This is a genomic window from Bacillus niameyensis (assembly GCF_001375535.1).
GTDB classification, from domain to species: domain Bacteria; phylum Bacillota; class Bacilli; order Bacillales; family Bacillaceae_C; genus Lederbergia; species Lederbergia niameyensis.
Window position 1 is genome coordinate 3297187 of record NZ_LN831197.1, and the last position, 20873, is coordinate 3318059.

Consider the following 20873-nt stretch of genomic DNA (forward strand, 5'->3'; position numbering starts at 1 on the left):
TTTAACTGGTCATGACAACATGACAAAGTGGTTCTCTGGCACCCTTGGTTGAAAGTATATAAGGAGAAGAATGATGATGATTGAGAAAGATAACCGCTTACCCCTTTATTATCAACTCATGGATATGATTGTTGAAAAAATCGAATCAGGGGAATTAAAAGAGCATGATAAACTGCCCTCTGAGCGAGAATTATGCGAAATGCATAATGTGAGCCGGACGACAGTAAGGCAAACGATGCTAGAGTTAGAAAAAGAAAATTATATTTATAAGCAACATGGCAAGGGGACTTTCGTTTCACCGAAAGTGATTAACCAAAGCTTAGTTAAATTTTATAGTTTTACAGAGGAAATGGAAAAGATTAATAAGACGCCATCAACAAAGGTGCTAGCATTTGAAAATATAAAATGTGATAGCAAAATTGCAAAAAAAATGACCCTATTAGAAGGTGAATCATTATATAAAATTACCCGCTTAAGGTTTGCGGATGATGAACCAATGATGTATGAAACATCCTACTTGCCGAAAAAGCGTTTCCCTGATTTGACTGCTTCTAAATTAGAAAAAACGCCAATGTATACTCTTTTTCGTGATCTTTATCAAGTGAGGATCACAAGAGCAAATGAGCGTTTTCGGGCAGTACCGACATCTCGAATGGAAGCGGATCTTCTCCATATTCATAAGGACGAACCAAGCCTTTTAATCGAGCGAATCACCTATGAACAAGATCATGTTATTGAATATACAGCTACAATTGCGAGAGGTGATAAATTTACCTATTCAGTCGAATTAACTTAACAGGTAAGTTTCATGCTACTTAGTATTAGCGGACAGGATGCCCGAAATATAGCTTTTGCGATAGAACATTGCAATTTTTTGCTTGGAAGGGCCCTTCCGTTTTTCTAATAAACTGGTAATGACAACATTATAAGGGAGGATGGATGGACTTGAAAAAAGTACAAGAAGAAAAGTCACACACAAGAAGGGAGATTGAGCAGCAACCTAGTTTATGGGTAAAGGCGATCAATCAATTTTCGAATGAAAAGACACGGATGGAACAATTTTTGCAGAAGATTGAGGAAAAACATGAGCATGTAAGAGTTATTTTTACTGGGGCGGGTACAAGTGCCTTTATCGGCGAAACGATTTATCCATATGTACGAAAAGCTATTAGAAAAAGAGGCTGGGAAGCAGAGGCTATTTCAACAACAAATTTGACAGCAACTCCTTACTTGTTTCTAGATAAAGAGATTCCTACGATTCTAGTTTCCTTCGCACGTTCTGGCAACAGTCCAGAAAGTATAGCAAGTGTGGAGTTAGCGGAACAATTTGTCGATACTTTCTACGAAATTACTATTACTTGCAATCGTGATGGGGCGCTTGCAAAAAGAGAGAGAAATCAAGATGAGCAGCTTGTACTGATTCTTCCAGATGAAGCAAACGATAAAGGACTGGCGATGACAAGCAGCTACTCGACAATGGTGCTTACAGCCTTATATTTATTTAGTGAAGATAAGGCTAATTTTGAAAGTACTATAGCAAGTGTTGCTGAAGCTGGTAAACAGATGCTTGCTACATGCGAGGAGCTATTGCCACAATTAGTTGAGGCTTCTATTTCTAAGCTAGTTTATTTAGGATCTGGAGTGTATGAAGGACTTTCTCGAGAGTCTGCTCTTAAGTTTTTAGAACTTACAGCTGGTCAATTTCCAACGATGTTTGATACAACACTAGGATTTCGTCATGGTCCAAAATCGATTCTTGAAGCAAAAACAATGGTGATTGTTTATTTGTCCAACAATCCGTACACAAGAAAATACGATATTGATATGTTAAAAGAATTATATGTTGCCGAAGATCGCGGTCCTCTTGTCGCTATTTCTGGAATAGATGATCCAACTGTGAAGGAGTACAGTGATTATTCCATAACTGTGCCAGTTTCAGAAGACTTAGATGATGTATGGCGAGTGTTCCCATATATTATTTTTGCTCAATCTTTTGCATATGAAAAATCGCTTCATAGCGGTATTTCACCAGATAATCCATCACCAACAGGTGTAATCAACCGAGTAGTACAAGGAGTTCAAATCTATCCTTTCGAGGGGGAAAAGTAAAATGATCGACACATCAAAGAATATTTTACAACTTGCACAGGCAGGGAAGTATGCGATTCCTGCATTTAATATCCATAACCTAGAAATTACAAAAGCAGTCCTAGAGACAGCTGAAGAATTACAGTCGCCAGTTTTGCTTGCAACAACACCAGGAACTGTTAAATATATGGGTGAAGAATTCGTAATAGGAATTATGGAAGCTGCTCGTAAAAAATATTCGATTCCTTTTGAAGTTCATTTAGATCACCATGAAGATGTAGACGCCATTAAAAGAATGATCGATATGGGCGTTGGCTCAGTTATGATTGATGCAAGTCATCACGAATTTGAAGAAAACATTCGGATTGTTAAGGAAGTAGTTAATTACGCAAGGCCACATGGTGTTTTAGTTGAAGCTGAGCTCGGTCGATTAAGTGGAATTGAAGATGATATGAGTGTCGATGAAAAGGATGCGATCTACACAAATCCTGATCAAGCGAGTGAATTTGTAGAGCGGACTGGGATTGATTCTCTAGCTGTTGCGATTGGAACAGCTCACGGTATGTATAAAGGTGAACCGAAAATCGATATAGAACGTTTAGCCGAAATCCGCAAAGTAGTGGAAATTCCACTTGTTCTTCATGGTGCTTCTGGCTTGCCCGATTCTTTAGTACAACAAACGATTGAACTTGGTATTTGCAAGGTTAACGTTGCAACCGAATTGAAAAATGCTTTTGTTGCTGGTTTAAGTAAACATTTGACTGAGCATCCTAATGAAAACGACCCGCGCAAATATTTCAGTGGCGCTATAACCGATCTTAAGAAAGTAGTTGCAGATAAAATCGCCATGTGTCGAAGTGCGCAGAAAGTGCAGGTATAAAATGATTGTAACCGTCACTTTAAACCCAGCTGTTGACGTATCTTATCAGGCGGCCCGTTTTCAAATCGATCATGGGCATCGTGTAGAAGCAGGTCGCAAAACGGCTGGTGGAAAGGGATTGAATGTTTCACGAGTTTTAAGCCAATTAGGTGAACAGCCATTATGTACTGGATTTATTGGTGGAAAAAACGGAGAATGGCTTGAGAATAAATTAAATGAAGAAGGACTTCAACATGCTTTTGTTTCTGTCAATGGGGAAACGAGAACCTGTATTGCCATTCTTGATGAGGAAAACAATACGCAGACGGAGTTAATGGAGAAAGGTCCTGTCATAACAGCTGAAGAGCAAGAAGAGTTTGAAGAGGTTTTTGAAAATCTTCTTGGGGAGACGAGTCTAGTCATTGCATCTGGCAGTCTCCCAGCAGGACTCCCATTATCATTTTATAAGGAACTTTGTCAGTGGGCAAAATCAGCAAATATTCCCGTAATATTAGACACTAGTGGTGAAGCGCTTGTCTCTGGGATTGAAGGAAAGCCCTTTCTCATAAAGCCTAACAAAGAAGAGCTTTGCCAATACAAAAATCAATCAGATTTAACATTGGATGAAATGATTGGAGCAGCGAGGGAAATCTGTTCTAAAGGTGTCGAATATGTGTTGATTTCGATGGGGGCAGAAGGAGCACTGCTAGTTGGAAAAGAGACCCTATTAAAAGCAGATATTCCAACTATTAAAGTAGTGAACGCTGTTGGATCAGGAGATAGTACAGTAGCCGGAATGGCCTATGCCCTTAAGGAAGGATTAGAAATTGCGGAATGCCTGAAATGGGCTTGTGCCTGTGGCATGTCTAACGCTATGGAGATTGAAACAGGTACAGTTCAAAAACAGATTGTTGAAGAGTTAATTGAACAAATAACGATTAGAAACTTGTAATTGAAATCTTGCGGGGGGAATATCCATTGAAGAAGCCTAATATTCTTCTTATTACGAGCGATCAGCAACATTTTAATACAATTGGTGCTTTTAACCCTGAGATCAAGACACCTAACTTGGATCGATTAGTACGGGAAGGGACAACGTTCAATCGAGCGTATTGTCCCAATCCTACGTGCACACCAACTCGTGCATCCATTATCACGGGAATGTACCCTAGCCAACATGGGGCATGGACATTGGGGACGAAGCTTTTAGAAGACCGCCAGACAATCGGAGATGTATTTCAAGATCATGATTACCGTACTGCTTTGATTGGAAAGGCTCATTTTCAACCAGTAAGACATACGGAGGAATTTCCTTCGTTGGAATCATATCCACTTTTAAGTGATTTAGATTTCTGGAAGAAATTTGCTGATTCTTATTATGGATTTGAGCATGTAGAACTGACTAGAAACCATACAAATGAGCATTTAGTAGGTCAGCATTATGCCATTTGGATGGAAGAAAAAGGTTGTACGAATTGGCGAGACTATTTTCTTCCACCAACTGGAAATATGGATCCAGAAGAAAAGTATAAATGGGCGATCCCTGAAGAATATCATTATAATACGTGGATCGCTGAACGGACGAATGCCAAACTTGAGGAATATGTAGAAAAGGACGAAAACTTCTTTATGTGGTCAAGTTTTTTTGACCCACATCCACCTTATCTCGTTCCAGAACCGTGGGATACGATGTACGATCCTGATCAATTAACGATTCCAACAGGACGAGATGGAGAGTTCGATGATAAACCTCCTCATTTTAAATTAACACAGGAAGAAAACCCCGATTTTTCTAATTACCGAGAAACGGGATATGGTATACACGGTTATCATACACATAGAGATGTAAGCGATGAGGACCATAAAAAACTTACCGCTACATATTATGGAATGGTTAGTATGATGGATAAATATATCGGAAACATTCTAGACAAACTTGATGAGCTTGGAATTGCAGATAATACGATTATTGTATTCACAAGTGATCATGGCCATTTCTTCGGTCAACATGGGCTTCAATATAAAGGGGGCTTCCATTATGAAGACTTGATTAAGGTGCCCTTTATAGTTCGTTATCCTAATCACGTTCCGGCAGAAAGGCTCTCAAGTTCAATGCAAAGTCTCGTAGATCTTGCACCGACTTTTTTAAGCATGACGGATTTGCCTGTTCCTCCGCAAATGACGGGTGTTAACCAAAGTGAAGTTTGGTATGGAGAAAAGGAACAAGCCCGTGATCATATAATTTGTGAATTTAGACATGAACCAACTACCATTCATCAAAAAACATATGTTAATGAGCGTTACAAGCTGACTGTTTACTATAATCAATCATATGGGGAACTCTACGATTTGGAGAATGACCCCGAAGAATACACAAACCTTTGGGATCTACCAGACTATCAAACTTTGAAACAGGAATTATTATTAAAATATATATGGGCTGAACTAGGAAAAGAGTCCATGCCTATGCCACGAGTAACTGGAGCATAGAAAAGCGTAAGCGCCTGTTCAGCGGCGTACGAACTTTTTGGATTAAGGATGAACGGCTAAAGACGCGCCGTCCTGGCGCAACGCCGTTCTGACCAACATCCTGTTGGCCTGAGATAAAGGAAACACAGTGAGCCGCTAGGCGAACTGATGTTGACTTATCGTAGGAAGAAGCTGAAAGTTCGCTAGCCGCTAGGCGCTGGAGCTAGACAAGAAAAGCGTAAGCGCCTATTCAGCGACAAAACGTTAAAAGATTATGGAGGAGAAAAGGATGAGCAAAATTGAATTTCAACTAGCGGATTCATTAGAAAAAGTATTTCCAGATAATTCGCCAAAGGAATTTTCTTTAAAAGAACCAACCCTTTTTCAAAACGAGCAATTTTCTTTTCAACTTGCCTACCGATCCGAAGGGGAAAATTCTGTCCAAATTCGGATTGTAGCAGATGATTCAATCCTAGTATCTGTAAGCAAGGTTAAAAAGGTCCCTTCAGATTTACCTGCCTATCCAGATCGACATGATGAAAACTACTTATCTACGGAACCAGGATTATATCCCGATTTTCTCGAACCAGTTATAGATGGAAAAGTAGAATTAGAGACAGATGGTTGGAATGCTATTTGGCTGGATGTAAAGCCTGACAGTCAAATTTCCGGAGAAAAGGCCATTACCATTAAAGTTTTAGATGAAAAAGGTGAGGATCTTTACGAAGGAACGGTCAACATCCGCATTATTCACGGCTCACTGCCTGAGCAAAAGCTCATCCGTACAGAATGGTTCCATGCTGATTGTTTAGCAGATTATTATCAAATAGAAGCGTTCTCAGAAGAACATTGGCGAATTGTAGAAAACTTCATTAAAACAGCTAGCGAAAATGGAATCAATATGATTCTGACACCGGTCTTTACACAACCTCTTGATACCCAAGTGGGAGGAGAGCGGACAACTGTTCAGCTTGTTGATATTTCCCTAGAAAATGGCCAATACACTTTTGACTTTTCTCAATTAAAAAGATGGCTGGAAATTTGTGGACGCCACGATATAAAATACTTAGAAATCGCCCATCTCTTTACCCAATGGGGAGCTGCATTTACACCAAAGATTCTTGTGAAGGAAGATGGTCAGCTAACTAAAAGGTTTGGCTGGCATGTGGCATCAGACAGTGTTGAATACCAGGAATTCTTGCAGGCGTTTCTACCAGCTTTAACAGACTTTTTGCAAGAAAACTGGCAGCAAGAAAATGTTTATTTCCATATTTCCGATGAGCCATACGAAGGAAATCTCGAAACGTATTCAAAAGCTAAGTCAATCGCAGCACCATACCTTGAAGGATTCAAAATCATGGATGCTTTAAGTAATTATTCCTTCTATGAAAGAGGGATTGTTCAAAAGCCTGTAGTGGCAACGAATCATATCCAACCGTTCTTAGATCATAAAGTACCTGGCTTATGGGCTTATTATTGCTGCTCGCAAAATGTCGGAGTCAGCAATCGTTTCATGGCCATGCCGTCTGCCAGGAACCGGATTATCGCAACTCAGCTATTCAAATTCGACATTGAAGGATTTTTACAGTGGGGATACAACTTTTACAATAGTCAATATTCGATCGAACCGATCAATCCTTATGAAGTTACAGATGCGAAGAAAGCATTCCCGTCTGGCGACGCATTTCTTGTATACCCTGGGAAAAATGGAGAGGCATTACCTTCCATTCGTTCAAGAGTGTTCTTTCAAGCTATGCAAGATCTAAGAGCATTGCAATGGTTGGAGGAATTGAAAGGGAAACAATTTGTATTAGAATTAATTGAGAAAAAAGGGGAAATCACATTCTCTGAATACCCGAAGGAAAGTGGCTATATCTTCAATATGAGGGAAGAAGTAAATAGGGAGATTGAAAAAGCACTAGTCGCAGAGTCTGTATAAACCTTTCCTTGTAAGGCAGCTATTTAGATGGTAGCTGCCTTGTTTGTCACTCATAGAAGCTTAATTCGGATCTTTTCTATTCAAATTGAGAAGGAACCAAGATTTCAAAATATTGACACAGTCAATAAAAAGGGGGTATCATTTTATTTAAAATATATGTGCAAGCGTTGTCACTGCGATTTGAGGGAATGCTATGGTGAGACTAAAAGACATTGCAGAGCATGTTGGGGTTTCTATTTCAACTGTTTCTCGCGTAATTAAAAATGATAGAAGTAGGAGTGTGCATCCTGATACGAGAAAAAAAGTATGGGATGCTGTTAAGGAATTAGGTTATGTTCCTAATCTAAATGCTAGAAGTTTGGTAACAGGTAAGGATCTAGATGAGTACAAAAAAAGAACGATGAAAATTGGATGGGTGGCCAATCCAAAAACTGCTGAAATGAATCCCTACTACTCTAGTATTTATTCTGGGATTAGCGATACGATCAGCCAATTGGAATATACTTTAGTTAATATTAATAAAGATGATTTGGATGAAGACTCGAGACTTCTAGAAATACTCCATGAATCAGGGATCGAAGGTTTAATCCTTCTCGATAAACTTGATCAGGATTTGGTCGAGTTTATTCAGCAATATATCCCTGTTGTAGGAATAGACTATTCATATACGGAAGAGTCGATTACAGTTGTCGATTTTGATCGAATTGCAGCAGCCAAAAAAGCTGTAGGCCATTTAATTAATGCTGGTCATACACAAATTGGATTTATCGGTGGTGGTATAGGGGAAAGAAACGAAAATCTCTCCCTTGAAAAAAGATTTCAGGGATATAGGTTAGCGTTAGAAGAGACTGGCATTAACTTTCAAGAGGATTGGGTAATTAATACATTCTGGAGTATTGAACATAGCTATTTAGGAATGCAGCAAATTTTAAAGCAGGAAGTATTGCCGACTGCTATGTTTTGCGCAAGTGACCTAATGGCTATTGCAGCAATGCGGGCAGTATATGAACATGGCCTTAAAATTCCCAATGATATGGCGTTTATTGGCTTTGATAATATTGAAATGGCAAAATACTCAACGCCACCCCTTACCTCAATGAATATTCCTAAATATGAAATGGGAGAAATAGCGGCAAAGACAGTTATTGATATGGTTGAAAAAAGACTCGATATTCCTATCAAAATTTTATTACCCTTTGAGTTAATAATTCGTGAATCCTGCTAATTTAGGAAAACGTTTGGCTTAAGAAAAAGACAGTTGAATATTCCCTAAAACTAGAATAATAAGCAATATTCTGGTTTTAGGGTAAAAACCCATTGACAGCCTCTACTATGGGTGATATCTTATATGTAAATTTGATGAAAACGTTATCAAGTGTTTTCCTTTAACTATGATGAATGGGTTATTCTTTTTCTCATACATTTCAATAACTCTGGAAAACTATCTTTAAACTTTTCATCGCTTTTACTATTTAATATGTATTTTTTTGGCAACGTTTGGATTGATTTTGGAGAATATACTGTTATATTCCATTTTTGGAGGGGAAAATTGTGAAAAAGGTAAGAATGGGTATTATTGGTGCTGGTTTAAGAAGTGGAATCGCTAAACACTGGCATGATCCAAATGGTGAATCTGTTGTTGTAGGTGTTGCAGATATTTCAGAGGAACGCTTAGAGAAATTCAAAGAGAATATTAATCCAGATGTTTTTGCAACAACGGATTATCGTGAACTTTTGAAACTAGAAGATATTGATGCTGTTGCCATAACTTCGCCGGACCATTTACACGAGGAGCATGCTATTGCTGCACTTGAGGCCGGAAAGCATGTTTACTGTGAAAAGCCATTAGCTATTACGGTAGAGGGCTGTGACCGAATTATTGAAACAGCCGAAAGGACAGGCAAGCATTTAATGGTTGGCTTTAACATGCGCTATATGAACATGTATCAAACGATGAAAGGGATCATTGATTCAGGCGTATTAGGAGATCTAAAAGCTGTCTGGGTTCGACATTTTGTTGGTTATGGAGGCTATTTCTACTATCATGACTGGCATGGGAATTCAAAGAATACCACTTCCCTTCTGCTTCAAAAAGGATCACATGATATTGATGTCATCCATTGGCTAACGGGTCAGTATACAAAGAAAGTAACCGCTTTTGGTAGTCTTGATTATTATGGTGGAGACAAGCCTAATAGTCTTACCTGTCCAGAATGTGATTTGAAAGATACGTGTCCAGATTATAGTCCTCATACGTTGATTGAATGTGCATTCCGTGAAGAGATTGACGTAGAAGATAATAATATGGTTCTGATGGAGTTAGAGGGAGGAATTAAAGCATCCTATCTACAATGCCACTTTACACCAGACTACCAACGAAACTATGTCTTTATCGGAACGAAAGGGCGTATGGAGAACTCGGAATTGGATGGAAAGATCTATGTAAAGACAAGAAAATCCAATTCATGGCAGGAAAATAGCGATGTTGTTTATGAGATGAAAAAGACAACAGGTGGACATGGCGGTGCTGATCCGAAAATATGTCGTGACTTTATCAATCTAGTTCTCTATAATAAGCAGCCGTTGACAAGCCCAAGTGCTGGAAGAATGAGTGTAGCAGTTGGTTGTGCCGCGACTGAGTCCATTAGAGCGGGTGGAAAGGTTATAGATATTAGTCAAGAGTCCACAGTAACTAATATATAAACATAAAGTAAGGAGTTTTTCGGAAACTAGGTGAAGTATACCGTTGATGAAAGCCTACACATTATATAGACAAGAGATGTGGAGGAGCCGTTGGCGGTATACTTGAACCCAACAATATTGAAGGTCGACTGATCGAAAGGTATTGTGCTAATAGCGGTCATAGTCTCGGGCACTATTAGGCAAGTAAGTCTGCAAAAAACATTCTATGCACTAACGAAACTTTTAAAGGACGTATTATTTTCTCCTTGCATAAACATCAAGAAGTGTCCTCGTTTTAAATAAGCTCAGTCCTGGGCAACCCACCTAATAGATAATTCGGAGCATGATTCAATAACAGACAGAAAGATGAATGCGTCTAATCCGCAATGGATAAGGCCTCTACATCTAAATTATTCAAAATATTCGCCCTACTGGTTATACCATCACATCACTGATTGTTATCCCTTGATAAAGTATTTTTAAAACATTAGGAGTTTTGTTATCCGCAGATGAATGTATTTGAATCGGTTCTTTAATCTATTTTGGAATAGCGCTTTTAGGGGGTGATTGGAAAAATTGACCTACTCAAAAAATATGAACAAATCTAGTTGTAACGCTTAACTAAACTTTAAATGATTGGGGGATTATTAGATGATTAGTCGAAAAAAACGCAGTTTGGTATTTATTATTTTAATTGGATTATTATTAATATTTACAGCATGTTCAAAAGGAACAGAAGATGTTGGCGGCAATGCTGACCAAAACGATAATGACAAAGGCAATGATACAGCTACTAACACAGACGTTGGTGATGGCGAAAGGGAAAAGGTAACCATTAAGATAGCATTTCCGCTAAGTGAAGAATGGTTTGATGCAAGATTCGGTACAACGGATGAAAAATTAGAACATATTGATCTTGAATATGTTCCGTATGGAGGAACATCAGAAGCCTTACAAGAAATGTTTGCGGAGGATATACAACCCGACATTATAGTTGGTGATTATCCACCTATTAAGGAATTAAAACTTGGATATCCACTTGACGACTTAGCTGAAAAGCATGGTTTTGATTTAAATCGATTTGATCCTTCACTACTTTCATTTATGCGGTCGTTGGATGATGAAGGGAAAGTTGCTGGCTTTCCTGACGGAGGATCGTTTTTTGGACTTTATTATAATAAAGATGTTTTTGATGCTCTCGGTAAAGAATATCCAGATCCTAAAGTGCCGATGACTTGGGATGAGATGCTAGATTTGGCGAGAGAAATGACGGTGAAACAAGGAGAAACTCAATACATTGGACTTGGAGGAGGAATAGGTGTTGCTCTAGCGCAATTTGCTCCCCGGAAAACAGACCCTGACACAGGGGAAGTGTTATTGGAAAAAAATCAAGCGTTTAAGAGATATCTAGATTTATATGAACAATGGATGAATATTCCTGGTATGAAGGATCCCGAACTTCCAAGTTTTGCGGAAGACCAAACAGTCGCTATGTTCATTGCTTCAAATAACTTTTTTTCTTGGGGATTTGGAAACCCTGATCCAGAAGAAATCGAACAGTTTGATTTAGCTCCGATTCCGGTATGGTCAGATCTACCAACTGCTACACCTGCTAAAAATGCATGGCCTATGGTTATTGCTAATTATAGTGAACATAAAGATGAGGCCTTTGAAGTATTGATGACTTATATGGACCCAGAAATACAAATAGGAATGGCTAAATCAATGATGCTCCAAACACCTTTAATAGATTCTGAAATACTTGAAAATTATGCGTCCGAAGTTCCTTCATATGAGGGGAAAAATATCGAGGCTTATTTCTTTGGTGAATCGGCTGAGTATGAAGGCAGACAAAGCAATTGGGATCAATACGTTGATATCGGGGAAGCTGAAAGGAAAATCAGGGAAGAAAATATGGACGTTGTTACAGTCCTAAGAGAATTAGCTGAAGAATCCGATGGGAAAATAAAAGAAGCTATGGGTGCTCAATGAATGTATGAAGAGGCTGATGCGGCAATAAAAACTGCTAAAGAAAAGAACTAGGATAATAGGGCTTACACATGCGTTTGCCTAAGCTGAAGCAATAAAGGGGAAGGTATTGTCTGTCAATACCTTCTTGACCTTTGAGAACATGATAACCTTGGAAACTCCAATAATACTATATTAGTTTTGAAAGGATGAAAGAATTGACATCAGAATCCACTCAACTTTTACAAAAGACAATTGAATTAGAACAACATGGTACTTTGGCAGCGGAACGGGAACGACTGCGCGTTTCTTTTGGGCCATCTTATTATCAACCGACCGGATGCTTTATAAAGAAAGGTGAAAAGTTTCAAGTCGTTCTCCATGAAACGGATCAAACGCTTTTACCACGAATTGTTATTTCACCAGCCATATTAACGGAATATAAAATTGCAGCAAACGAAGGAACAGAGCTTAAAGTAGGAGAAAATGAAATCGAAGCACCTGAAGGCGGGATCCTATATTTTATTAATGAAAGTACACCAACTGAACTTCCAGCAAAAGTCACGATTAGTGGGGGGCGTAGTTTTCCAACGTTTGAATTAGGTAAAACAACTGTATCTGAATGGGAAGAACAATTAAAAAATTGTGCAGATGCTCCTGTGTTTGAACTGCTAACAAGCAAGGTCATGATTACGGCTGGAATGAATTTTGCAGAGTTAGTCCCAGATCCAACCAATATTTTGGAAGCCCACGATAAAGTAGTTGAACTTCAAGCTCAGTTATCTGGTTTATCCTTAGATGATGAGGAGATTCATCAACCAACAAAATTCCGCTATCATTTTAGACAAACAAAAGAGCCAGGTTATTATATGTACGCTTACTTTAATCATACTGCCTACTCCGAAGAGGGGATGCCTTTTATTTTGGATGTTAATAAATTTAAGAATGACGGTTGGGGCCCTTGGCACGAACTCGGACATGTTCACCAGCAAACAGCCTGGACGCCAGATATGTTCGTAGAGGTAACAGTAAATTTATTTAGTCTTACTGTCCAAAGGTACTTTGGCGGTAATTCTCGTTTAGAGGTGGACGGTGTTTATGATAAAGCTTTTGCGTACTTAGAATCTGAACAGAAGGATTTTGCTAATCTGGATGTTTGGGAGAAGCTCGTAATGCTTTGGCAATTAGAACTTGCATATGGAAGATCGTATTATCCTTCGATTTTTAGAATGATTCGTGAAACGCCTATAAGTGAAATTCCTAAAACAGATGAAGAAAGGCTCCAAAAAATTATACTCTGGACTTCAAAGGCTGCAAAACAGAATCTTATGCCTGTTTTTGCAAAATGGGGCCTTACTCCTACAGAAGAAATTAAACAGCAAATCCTTGAATTAGATCTGATGGAACTCAATCAGGAAGTTTGGAAGTTAAGAGACGATCAATAGTTTCATACGGCTGTAACATACTTCCTTATTCCAAATGGTAAGGAAGTTCTTATTTTTCATTAAGGTTTGGTGAAGTAATAATTTAAAAATTACAAACATATTGACATCTAACAACTAACAAAGTTATATTCTACTTAATGCACCCTGAATTTTCGGAATGTAAACGCTGTCAAGTAGGTTGATAGAACTATAAATCAATATTCATAAAGTCTAGTGAGTAATATTTTTATTTGCATACTTGGATAACGTTTGGATATACATAGGAAAAAAGAATGCTTATAGGGATGGATGTAAACAAATCATGTGAAAGGAGTGATGATTATCGAATTTCTTTAAAGGAATAGTGTAAAAGCGAAAAATGGAAATGAGCAATGCAGGCCAGAGAAATGGAATAGCCAAAACCTAGGTATGGTCTGATGAAAAACAAGTATTATGGGATTTCTTAAGAAGACATGTAAGTTTCAGAACGAAGATGTATTTACAAAATCAGGGGGTGATAATTTGAGTGCAGAGAATACAAAGAGCATTCATGAGCCTGAAATTTCAGCAAAACATTTATCGTTAAAGAAGCCAAAGGGGTCCCAATGGAAGGGGATTTTAAAAAACTGGGATCTATACTTATTAATATCACCAGTTATTCTTTATTTTCTAATTTTCCACTACTTCCCAATGTATGGGATCCAAATCGCCTTTAAGGATTTTGTTGCGACAAAGGGGATCTGGGGAAGTGAGTGGGTAGGGGCTAAGCATTTTCAACGTTTTTTTGACAGTTATTTCTTTTGGAGGTTGATTAAGAATACATTTGGAATTGGAATATACACATTATTGGTAGCGTTCCCAATTCCTATCTTAATAGCACTTATGCTAAATGAAGTGCGGGTATCAAAATTTAAAAGAACGGTGCAAACGATTATTTATGCTCCTCACTTTCTATCGACTGTTGTTGTCGTAGGGATGCTGATGCTCTTTTTAAAACCAGATGGGATGATTAACCAGATCGTTACTTTAATAGGTGGAACTCCAGTTGATTTCATAAGTGAGCCTGCTTGGTTTAAAACGATTTATGTTTTTTCTGATGTTTGGCAGACGATGGGGTGGAGTTCGATTATATATCTCGCTGCTTTAACTGGCGTTGACTATCAGTTACATGAATCGGCGATGCTCGACGGTGCTTCAAGACTGCAAAGAATTTGGCATATCAATATCCCATCTATTTTACCAACAATTGTCATTCTCTTTATCTTAAATGCCGGCTCTGTCATGGCAGTCGGGTTTGAAAAAATTTATTTAATGCAAAACACATTAAATATGGTGTCATCCGACGTCATTTCCACTTTCGTTTACCGAAGCGGAATATTGGAAGCGCAATATAGCTTTTCTGCCGCAATTGGATTATTTAACTCTTTAATCAACTTTACAATGCTTGTAATGGTCAACTATTTCTCTAAAAAGGTTAGTGAGACAAGCTTATGGTAGGAGGCGATGCAAATGTTTGATACGAAAGCGGATAAAGTATTCAACGTAGCGAATTATATCTTTCTAACCATTATTTTATTATTAGTCTTATATCCATTGATTTTTGTATTAAGCGCCTCCTTAAGTAATCCTGCTCTTGTACTAAAAGGCGAGATGTGGCTTTGGCCAAAGGAATTTACTCTGGAGTCATATGTAAAAGTATTTGAAAATAAAGGGATTCTCAACGGATTTTATAATACTTTCAAATATACAATCATTGGAACGACTATTAATGTAGTACTTACGATTATGGCGGCCTATCCACTATCTAGAAAAGACTTTCGTGGAAGAAATTTAATAATGGCGATGTTCGTTTTTACGATGTTTTTTAGCGGCGGTCTAATCCCAACTTACTTGCTCATTCAAAGTTTAGGAATGATCGATACACTTTGGGTAATGGTTATTCCAAATGCAGTAGCCGTATGGAATATCATTATTATGAGGACATTCTTTCAATCTACTATTCCCGAAGAACTTAGGGAGTCAGCGATGTTGGATGGGTGCGGCAATATGGGAATCTTGCTAAAAATTGTTCTGCCGCTGTCACTACCCGTTATTGCCGTTATGGTGTTGTTCTATGCTGTAGGGCATTGGAACTCTTATTTTCAAGCATTGATTTATCTACAGAGTCGCGATAATTTTCCTCTTCAATTAATCCTAAGAGAAATACTCATCCAAGGCCAGACTGACGACCTGATTCAAGGGACGGAAGAAACACTCATCAAACAACAACTAAGCGTTGAAGGATTAAAATATGCTGTTCTCATTGTATCTGCGATTCCGATGTTAATCTTATATCCGTTTTTACAACGTTATTTTGTTAAGGGAATTATGATTGGATCTATTAAAGGTTAAAAGGGGGAAGTCAGTTGAAAAAGGTTAAGTATCTCTCATTGATTCTTTCATTATTGTTTATGATTTCGGCAGTCCTAGCGGGTTGTTCTTCTAATGAAGGAGCGTCAACGGAAGGAACAGATGGACAAAAGGAACCTTCAGAAAATTTTAATGCATCCGGGATGCCAATTGTAAATGAAAAAATTGAATTGAGCGGTTTTGGAGGAAAGTTTATCGCATCACAGGAGTGGAACGATTTGATGCTCTTTACAGAATATGAAAAGATGACCAATATTAAGATCAATTGGGAAACTGTTCAAAATGGCCAACTTGCAGAAAGACGTAATCTGATGATGACAAGTAAAGAATATCCAGAAATCATGTTTGCAACTGCAATGGGTCCAACAGATGTTTTAAAGTATGGAGAACAAGGTATCTTTCAACCGTTGAATGATTTAATTGACAAATACGCTCCTAACTTTAAAGCATTAATGGAGAAATATCCAATTATTGAGCAAGGAATTACAATGGGGGATGGAAATATATACTCATTTCCGGTTTTCTATGACCCAGAATTTTTAGGGCTTCGGATTGGCGGTACACCTTGGATGAACCAAGAGTGGCTAGATACTTTAGGGTTGCAAGAGCCGACTACAACGGATGAATTTTATAAGGTATTAAAGGCTTTTAAAGAGGAAATTCCTGATTCAGTTCCATGGTCCTCTATTGGGATCGGTGGGATGGTGAATTATTTAAGAGGGGCATACGGCTTGAATAGTAATGGTACAGCAAATGTTCACTTGGATTTGAAGCCAGGTACGGATGAATTAAGATTTATCCCAACTTCTGATGATTACAAAGAATTGTTGCAGTTCCTTAATAAGTTGTACTCAGAAGGATTGATTGATCCAGAAGTATTTACAATCACTCAGCAAGAATTTTATGCAAAAGCTGGAGAAGGGCATTATGGATTTATTCATTCTGTAGATCCTGAAACATTATGGGGTTTGAAAAATTATGTTGGAGCACAAGTGTTAGAAGGACCTGGAGGGAGACTTCTTCCACTAAGTTCTCCTTTAGGAACAGTTGGGCAGTTTATGATTACGGATAAAAATAAGCATCCAGAAGCTTCTGTAAGATGGATGGATCACTTCTTTGGTGATGAAGGCGTAAAAATGTTCTTCATGGGCTTTGAAGGGATCACTTATGAAGAAAAGGATGGTGAAGTAGTTTATACGGAGGAAATCACCAATCACCCTGATGGAATTAATTTGGATCAGGCAATCAGCTTGTATTTAATGTGGCCAGGAGGAAATTACCCGGGTTTTGTTCGGGAGGATTATTTCAAAGGTGCAGAATCAAAACCGAATACAAGAGCAAAAGCTGAGAAGGCATTGCCATACGCCATTGATCAAGATGATATTTGGCCACGATTTAACTATAACGAAGAAGAAAGTGACCAGTTAACCGCCTTACAAAATGATATTCATACTTATGTTGATGAAATGACTGCTAATTTCGTTGCTGGAAAAGAGTCTTTTGATAAATGGGATAGTTATGTTGACACCATCAATAAAATGGGATTGGATCGCTATATGAAAATTAATCAAGATGCATACGAACGTATGATGAATCAATAAAAATTGAAAAGACGCCATACGGACGTTTAGGCCTTCCGTATGGCGATACATAATGTAGGTGAATATTTAATGAAGGAAAAGTTAGGCGGCAGAATATACTATGTTTCCGAGTTCATCATGAGGCTAGCATGGATCCAAATATTATGGATTTTCTTTTCGATCATTGGCTTGGGTGTATTTGGAGTTATTCCGGCAACGGTTGCTTTATTTTCAGTAATAAGAAAATGGCAAATGAACCAAGATGTTAATTTCAAGTTATTTAAATTTTATTGGATGTCTTTTCGCAAGGAATTTTTTAAGGCAAATCTATTAGGGCTTATATTGTTTATAATCGGATATTTACTATATATTAACTATTCCCTAGTCAGAATGACAGATTCCTCTTTTACCTTGTATTTATTGATAGGGCTATTTATCCTTAATATTTTATTTTTAGTTCTCCTAATTCATCTTTTTCCAATTTATGTGCATTATGATCTAAAGGTAGTACAATATCTCTCTTTATCTTTGTTAATGGGGATTTCTTTTCCGATTCATACATTTGTTACTGCTTTAGGTTTATATGGATTTTACAGGTTATTCTTATTAATTCCAGGTCTTATTCCATTCTTTAGTATAAGTTCACCAGCATTTTTTATTATATGGCTATCTTTGCATGTATTTAAAAGATTTGAGAAGAAGATGAACGGATCGATGGCTGCTAATAGTAAGCATGAATCTATTAATTATTGAATAAAGGAAATGAAAAAGAACATTTTTCGTTTCACACTTTCAATTCGATATTCTCCTCGAATTATTCTAGTGAGGAACTAGTAGACACTCATAAATGTTAACAAACTTATTGTTAGCTCTTATGAGTGTTTTTTATCTTTTAAAAAAAGAAAAATGTCCGTTATATATGCACATTTTTTTGTTAATGTGTTATATTATTGTTAATAAGGGATTTTAAAGGCATTATTGTTCACCTGAAATGTACAGTTGTGTTTTTTGAATCAACAGGAACTAATTACGATACGGAGGGATTGGAATGTCCAGTAAAACATTAGAGCAGTTTTTATCGGAAAATTTACAGGTATTACATGATCAAGGATTGTATAACGAAATTGATGTTGTAGAAGGTCCAAATGGACCAGTTATTCAATTAAATAGGAAAGAACTGATTAATTTATCTTCTAATAATTACTTGGGGCTTGCTACAGACGAACGCTTGAAGGAAGTAGCGATCGAAGCTGTCAAAGACTGGGGAGCTGGAGCTGGAGCCGTTAGAACGATCAATGGTACATTGGAGCTTCATGTTAAGCTTGAGGAAAGATTGGCGGAGTTTAAAGGTACAGAGGCAGCAATTTCTTACCAATCAGGGTTTAACTGTAATATGGCAGCGATTTCAGGGGTGATGGATAAGAATGATGCGATTTTATCCGATGAATTAAATCATGCGTCAATTATTGATGGTTGTCGATTATCGAGAGCAAAAATTATCCGTTTTAATCATTCAGATATGGATGACTTACGAGCTAAAGCGAAAGCAGCGAAAGAGTCAGGTCAATACAATAAAATTATGGTCATTACAGATGGAGTATTCTCTATGGATGGCGATATAGCCAAATTACCGGAGATCATTGAAATAGCGGAAGAGTTTGATCTTATTACCTATGTAGACGATGCACATGGTTCTGGTGTGCTTGGAAATGGGGCTGGGACAGTTAAACATTTTGGTCTACAAGAGAAGGTCGATTTCCAAATTGGAACGTTATCGAAGGCAATTGGTGTAGTCGGAGGATATGTTGCCGGCAAGAAAGATTTGATTGATTGGCTTAAAGTTCGCTCACGCCCTTTCTTGTTTTCGACTGCTGTTACTCCTGCAGACGCTGCTGCTGCAACTAAAGCCATTGAAATTTTAATGGAGAGCAATGAGTTAAATGAACGCTTGTGGGAGAATGGCGACTATTTGAAAAAGGGATTAAAGGACCTTGGTTTTAACATCGGTCATAGTGAAACACCAATTACACCTTGTATTATTGGGGATGAAAAGACAACGCAAGCATTTAGTAAACGCTTGTACGAAGAAGGTGTTTATGCGAAATCGATTGTATTTCCAACAGTCCCTAAAGGTACAGGGCGTGTGCGTAATATGCCTACTGCAGCCCATACAAAAGAAATGCTCGATCAAGCGATTGCGATCTATGAAAAAGTTGGTAAGGAAATGGGAGTTATTTAATCAAATATTGGTATGTAATGAATAAGGTTTTTAAGAGTTTATTTATTAAGGAAGCTGTTTTTTACAGGGGGATTTAGTTATGAAGAAAATTTTAATCACCGGTGCCCTTGGCCAAATTGGATCAGAGTTGGTCACGAAACTACGTGCTTTATATGGAAATAATAATGTCATCGCTACGGATATTCGCAGAAATGAGTCTGCCGCTGTTCTATCGGGTCCATTTGAAATCTTAGATGTAGTGGATGGCGACAGTATGTTAAAGCTAGCTAAAAAATATGAGGTCGATACGATCATGCATTTAGCAGCTATGTTGTCGGCAGTAGCTGAGAAGAAGCCACTAGCTGCTTGGAATTTAAATATGGGCGGATTAGTTAATGCATTGGAGGTCTCAAAGGAACTAGGATTAAAATTATTTACACCAAGTTCCATTGGTGCATTCGGACCCTCTACACCAAAAGATCAAACGCCACAGGTAACAATTCAAAGGCCGACATCTATGTATGGAGTGAATAAGGTAGCTGGAGAACTATTATGTGATTATTATTTTAATAAATTTGGAGTTGATACGCGGAGCGTTCGTTTCCCTGGATTGATTTCTTACGTTGCCCCCCCAGGAGGCGGTACGACAGATTATGCGGTTGAAATTTACTATAGCGCGATTGAAAAAGGTTATTATTCTTCATTTATTGATAAAGGAACATATATGGATATGATGTATATGCCTGATGCATTAGAAGCTGTTGTCCAACTGATGGAAGCAGACCCAGCTAAGTTAAAAAATCGAAATGCTTATAATATCACAGCTATGAGCTTTGATCCTGAGGAAATTGGGAATGAGATTAGGAAGCATATCCCTAAGTTTAAGTTGGAATATACTGTAGATCCTGGTCGCCAGGCAATTGCCGATAGTTGGCCGAATTCGATAGATCCTTCTGCAGCGCAACGAGATTGGGGCTTTACTGCTAAATATGATTTAAAAAAGATGACAACAGATATGCTAGAGAAAATTAGTAGGAAAGTTCAAGTGTGATCATTAGGGGCTGTCTCACCACTATATGAGACAGTACATATTTGTAATCTTAATGGTCATGGTTGTTATCACTACTCTCTCATGGTAGTTTTCAAACTACCATGAGAGCATAGTCGTGCAGAAAGTGGAAGTCATCAAAATTAGATATATCTAGATATGTGTTATATTGGATTTCAATATTTCTAG

General features: G+C 37.9%; 16 protein-coding genes. All 16 read left to right on the plus strand.

What is annotated here, in order from left to right; all coding sequences use genetic code 11:
- Positions 1-76: 76 nt before the first annotated feature.
- Positions 77-796: a GntR family transcriptional regulator gene (locus BN1243_RS15505; RefSeq protein WP_062110675.1), complete on the plus strand. Its 720-nt coding sequence runs from the start codon at positions 77-79 to the stop codon at positions 794-796.
- A gap of 149 nt (positions 797-945) precedes the next feature.
- Positions 946-2109: an SIS domain-containing protein gene (locus tag BN1243_RS15510; RefSeq protein WP_195892115.1), complete on the plus strand. Its 1164-nt coding sequence runs from the start codon at positions 946-948 to the stop codon at positions 2107-2109.
- A 1-nt stretch (position 2110) separates the two neighbouring features.
- Complete coding sequence (gene gatY / locus BN1243_RS15515; protein ID WP_062108267.1) at positions 2111-2968, plus strand: tagatose-bisphosphate aldolase subunit GatY; 858 nt, start codon at positions 2111-2113, stop codon at positions 2966-2968.
- A gap of 1 nt (position 2969) precedes the next feature.
- Positions 2970-3899 carry a 1-phosphofructokinase gene (pfkB, locus tag BN1243_RS15520; protein WP_062108268.1) on the plus strand — a complete coding sequence of 310 codons (930 nt, stop codon included), beginning with the start codon at positions 2970-2972 and terminating at the stop codon, positions 3897-3899.
- Between the two features lie 26 nt (positions 3900-3925).
- On the plus strand, positions 3926-5437 hold the full coding sequence (locus BN1243_RS15525; protein WP_062108270.1) for a sulfatase family protein: 1512 nt from the start codon (positions 3926-3928) through the stop codon (positions 5435-5437).
- A 268-nt stretch (positions 5438-5705) separates the two neighbouring features.
- Positions 5706-7355, plus strand: coding sequence for a DUF4091 domain-containing protein (locus tag BN1243_RS15530; protein ID WP_062108272.1), 1650 nt, complete (start codon positions 5706-5708; stop codon positions 7353-7355).
- A 193-nt stretch (positions 7356-7548) separates the two neighbouring features.
- Entirely contained in the window at positions 7549-8580 is a 1032-nt protein-coding gene (locus BN1243_RS15535; RefSeq protein WP_062108273.1) for a LacI family DNA-binding transcriptional regulator, read from the plus strand.
- A 326-nt stretch (positions 8581-8906) separates the two neighbouring features.
- A complete protein-coding gene (locus BN1243_RS15540) occupies positions 8907-10058 on the plus strand; it encodes a Gfo/Idh/MocA family protein (RefSeq protein WP_062108276.1) in 1152 nt (383 codons plus the stop codon).
- 630 nt (positions 10059-10688) lie between these two features.
- Positions 10689-12029, plus strand: coding sequence for an ABC transporter substrate-binding protein (locus tag BN1243_RS15545; protein WP_062108278.1), 1341 nt, complete (start codon positions 10689-10691; stop codon positions 12027-12029).
- Positions 12030-12223: 194 nt separating this feature from the next.
- Positions 12224-13450, plus strand: coding sequence for a M60 family metallopeptidase (locus tag BN1243_RS15550; RefSeq protein WP_062108279.1), 1227 nt, complete (start codon positions 12224-12226; stop codon positions 13448-13450).
- A gap of 540 nt (positions 13451-13990) precedes the next feature.
- A complete protein-coding gene (locus tag BN1243_RS15555) occupies positions 13991-14926 on the plus strand; it encodes an ABC transporter permease (RefSeq protein WP_230200332.1) in 936 nt (311 codons plus the stop codon).
- A gap of 12 nt (positions 14927-14938) precedes the next feature.
- A complete protein-coding gene (locus BN1243_RS15560) occupies positions 14939-15820 on the plus strand; it encodes a carbohydrate ABC transporter permease (protein WP_062108280.1) in 882 nt (293 codons plus the stop codon).
- 14 nt (positions 15821-15834) lie between these two features.
- Complete coding sequence (locus BN1243_RS15565; RefSeq protein ID WP_062108283.1) at positions 15835-17439, plus strand: extracellular solute-binding protein; 1605 nt, start codon at positions 15835-15837, stop codon at positions 17437-17439.
- Positions 17440-17508: 69 nt separating this feature from the next.
- Positions 17509-18171, plus strand: coding sequence for a YesL family protein (locus tag BN1243_RS15570; RefSeq protein ID WP_062108285.1), 663 nt, complete (start codon positions 17509-17511; stop codon positions 18169-18171).
- Between the two features lie 295 nt (positions 18172-18466).
- Positions 18467-19657, plus strand: coding sequence for a glycine C-acetyltransferase (locus BN1243_RS15575; protein WP_062108287.1), 1191 nt, complete (start codon positions 18467-18469; stop codon positions 19655-19657).
- A gap of 79 nt (positions 19658-19736) precedes the next feature.
- A complete protein-coding gene (locus BN1243_RS15580; RefSeq protein ID WP_062108289.1) occupies positions 19737-20687 on the plus strand; it encodes an L-threonine 3-dehydrogenase in 951 nt (316 codons plus the stop codon).
- Positions 20688-20873: the final 186 nt, after the last annotated feature.

Bases quoted from the DNA above. Each gene is read 5' to 3' on its own strand.
- BN1243_RS15505 (WP_062110675.1), top strand. From the start codon at position 77: ATGATTGAGAAAGATAACCGCTTACCCCTTTATTATCAACTCATGGAT.
- gatY (WP_062108267.1), top strand. From the start codon at position 2,111: ATGATCGACACATCAAAGAATATTTTACAACTTGCACAGGCAGGGAAG.
- pfkB (WP_062108268.1), top strand. From the start codon at position 2,970: ATGATTGTAACCGTCACTTTAAACCCAGCTGTTGACGTATCTTATCAG.
- BN1243_RS15530 (WP_062108272.1), top strand. From the start codon at position 5,706: ATGAGCAAAATTGAATTTCAACTAGCGGATTCATTAGAAAAAGTATTT.
- BN1243_RS15535 (WP_062108273.1), top strand. From the start codon at position 7,549: ATGGTGAGACTAAAAGACATTGCAGAGCATGTTGGGGTTTCTATTTCA.
- BN1243_RS15545 (WP_062108278.1), top strand. From the start codon at position 10,689: ATGATTAGTCGAAAAAAACGCAGTTTGGTATTTATTATTTTAATTGGA.
- BN1243_RS15560 (WP_062108280.1), top strand. From the start codon at position 14,939: ATGTTTGATACGAAAGCGGATAAAGTATTCAACGTAGCGAATTATATC.
- BN1243_RS15570 (WP_062108285.1), top strand. From the start codon at position 17,509: ATGAAGGAAAAGTTAGGCGGCAGAATATACTATGTTTCCGAGTTCATC.
- BN1243_RS15575 (WP_062108287.1), top strand. From the start codon at position 18,467: ATGTCCAGTAAAACATTAGAGCAGTTTTTATCGGAAAATTTACAGGTA.
- BN1243_RS15580 (WP_062108289.1), top strand. From the start codon at position 19,737: ATGAAGAAAATTTTAATCACCGGTGCCCTTGGCCAAATTGGATCAGAG.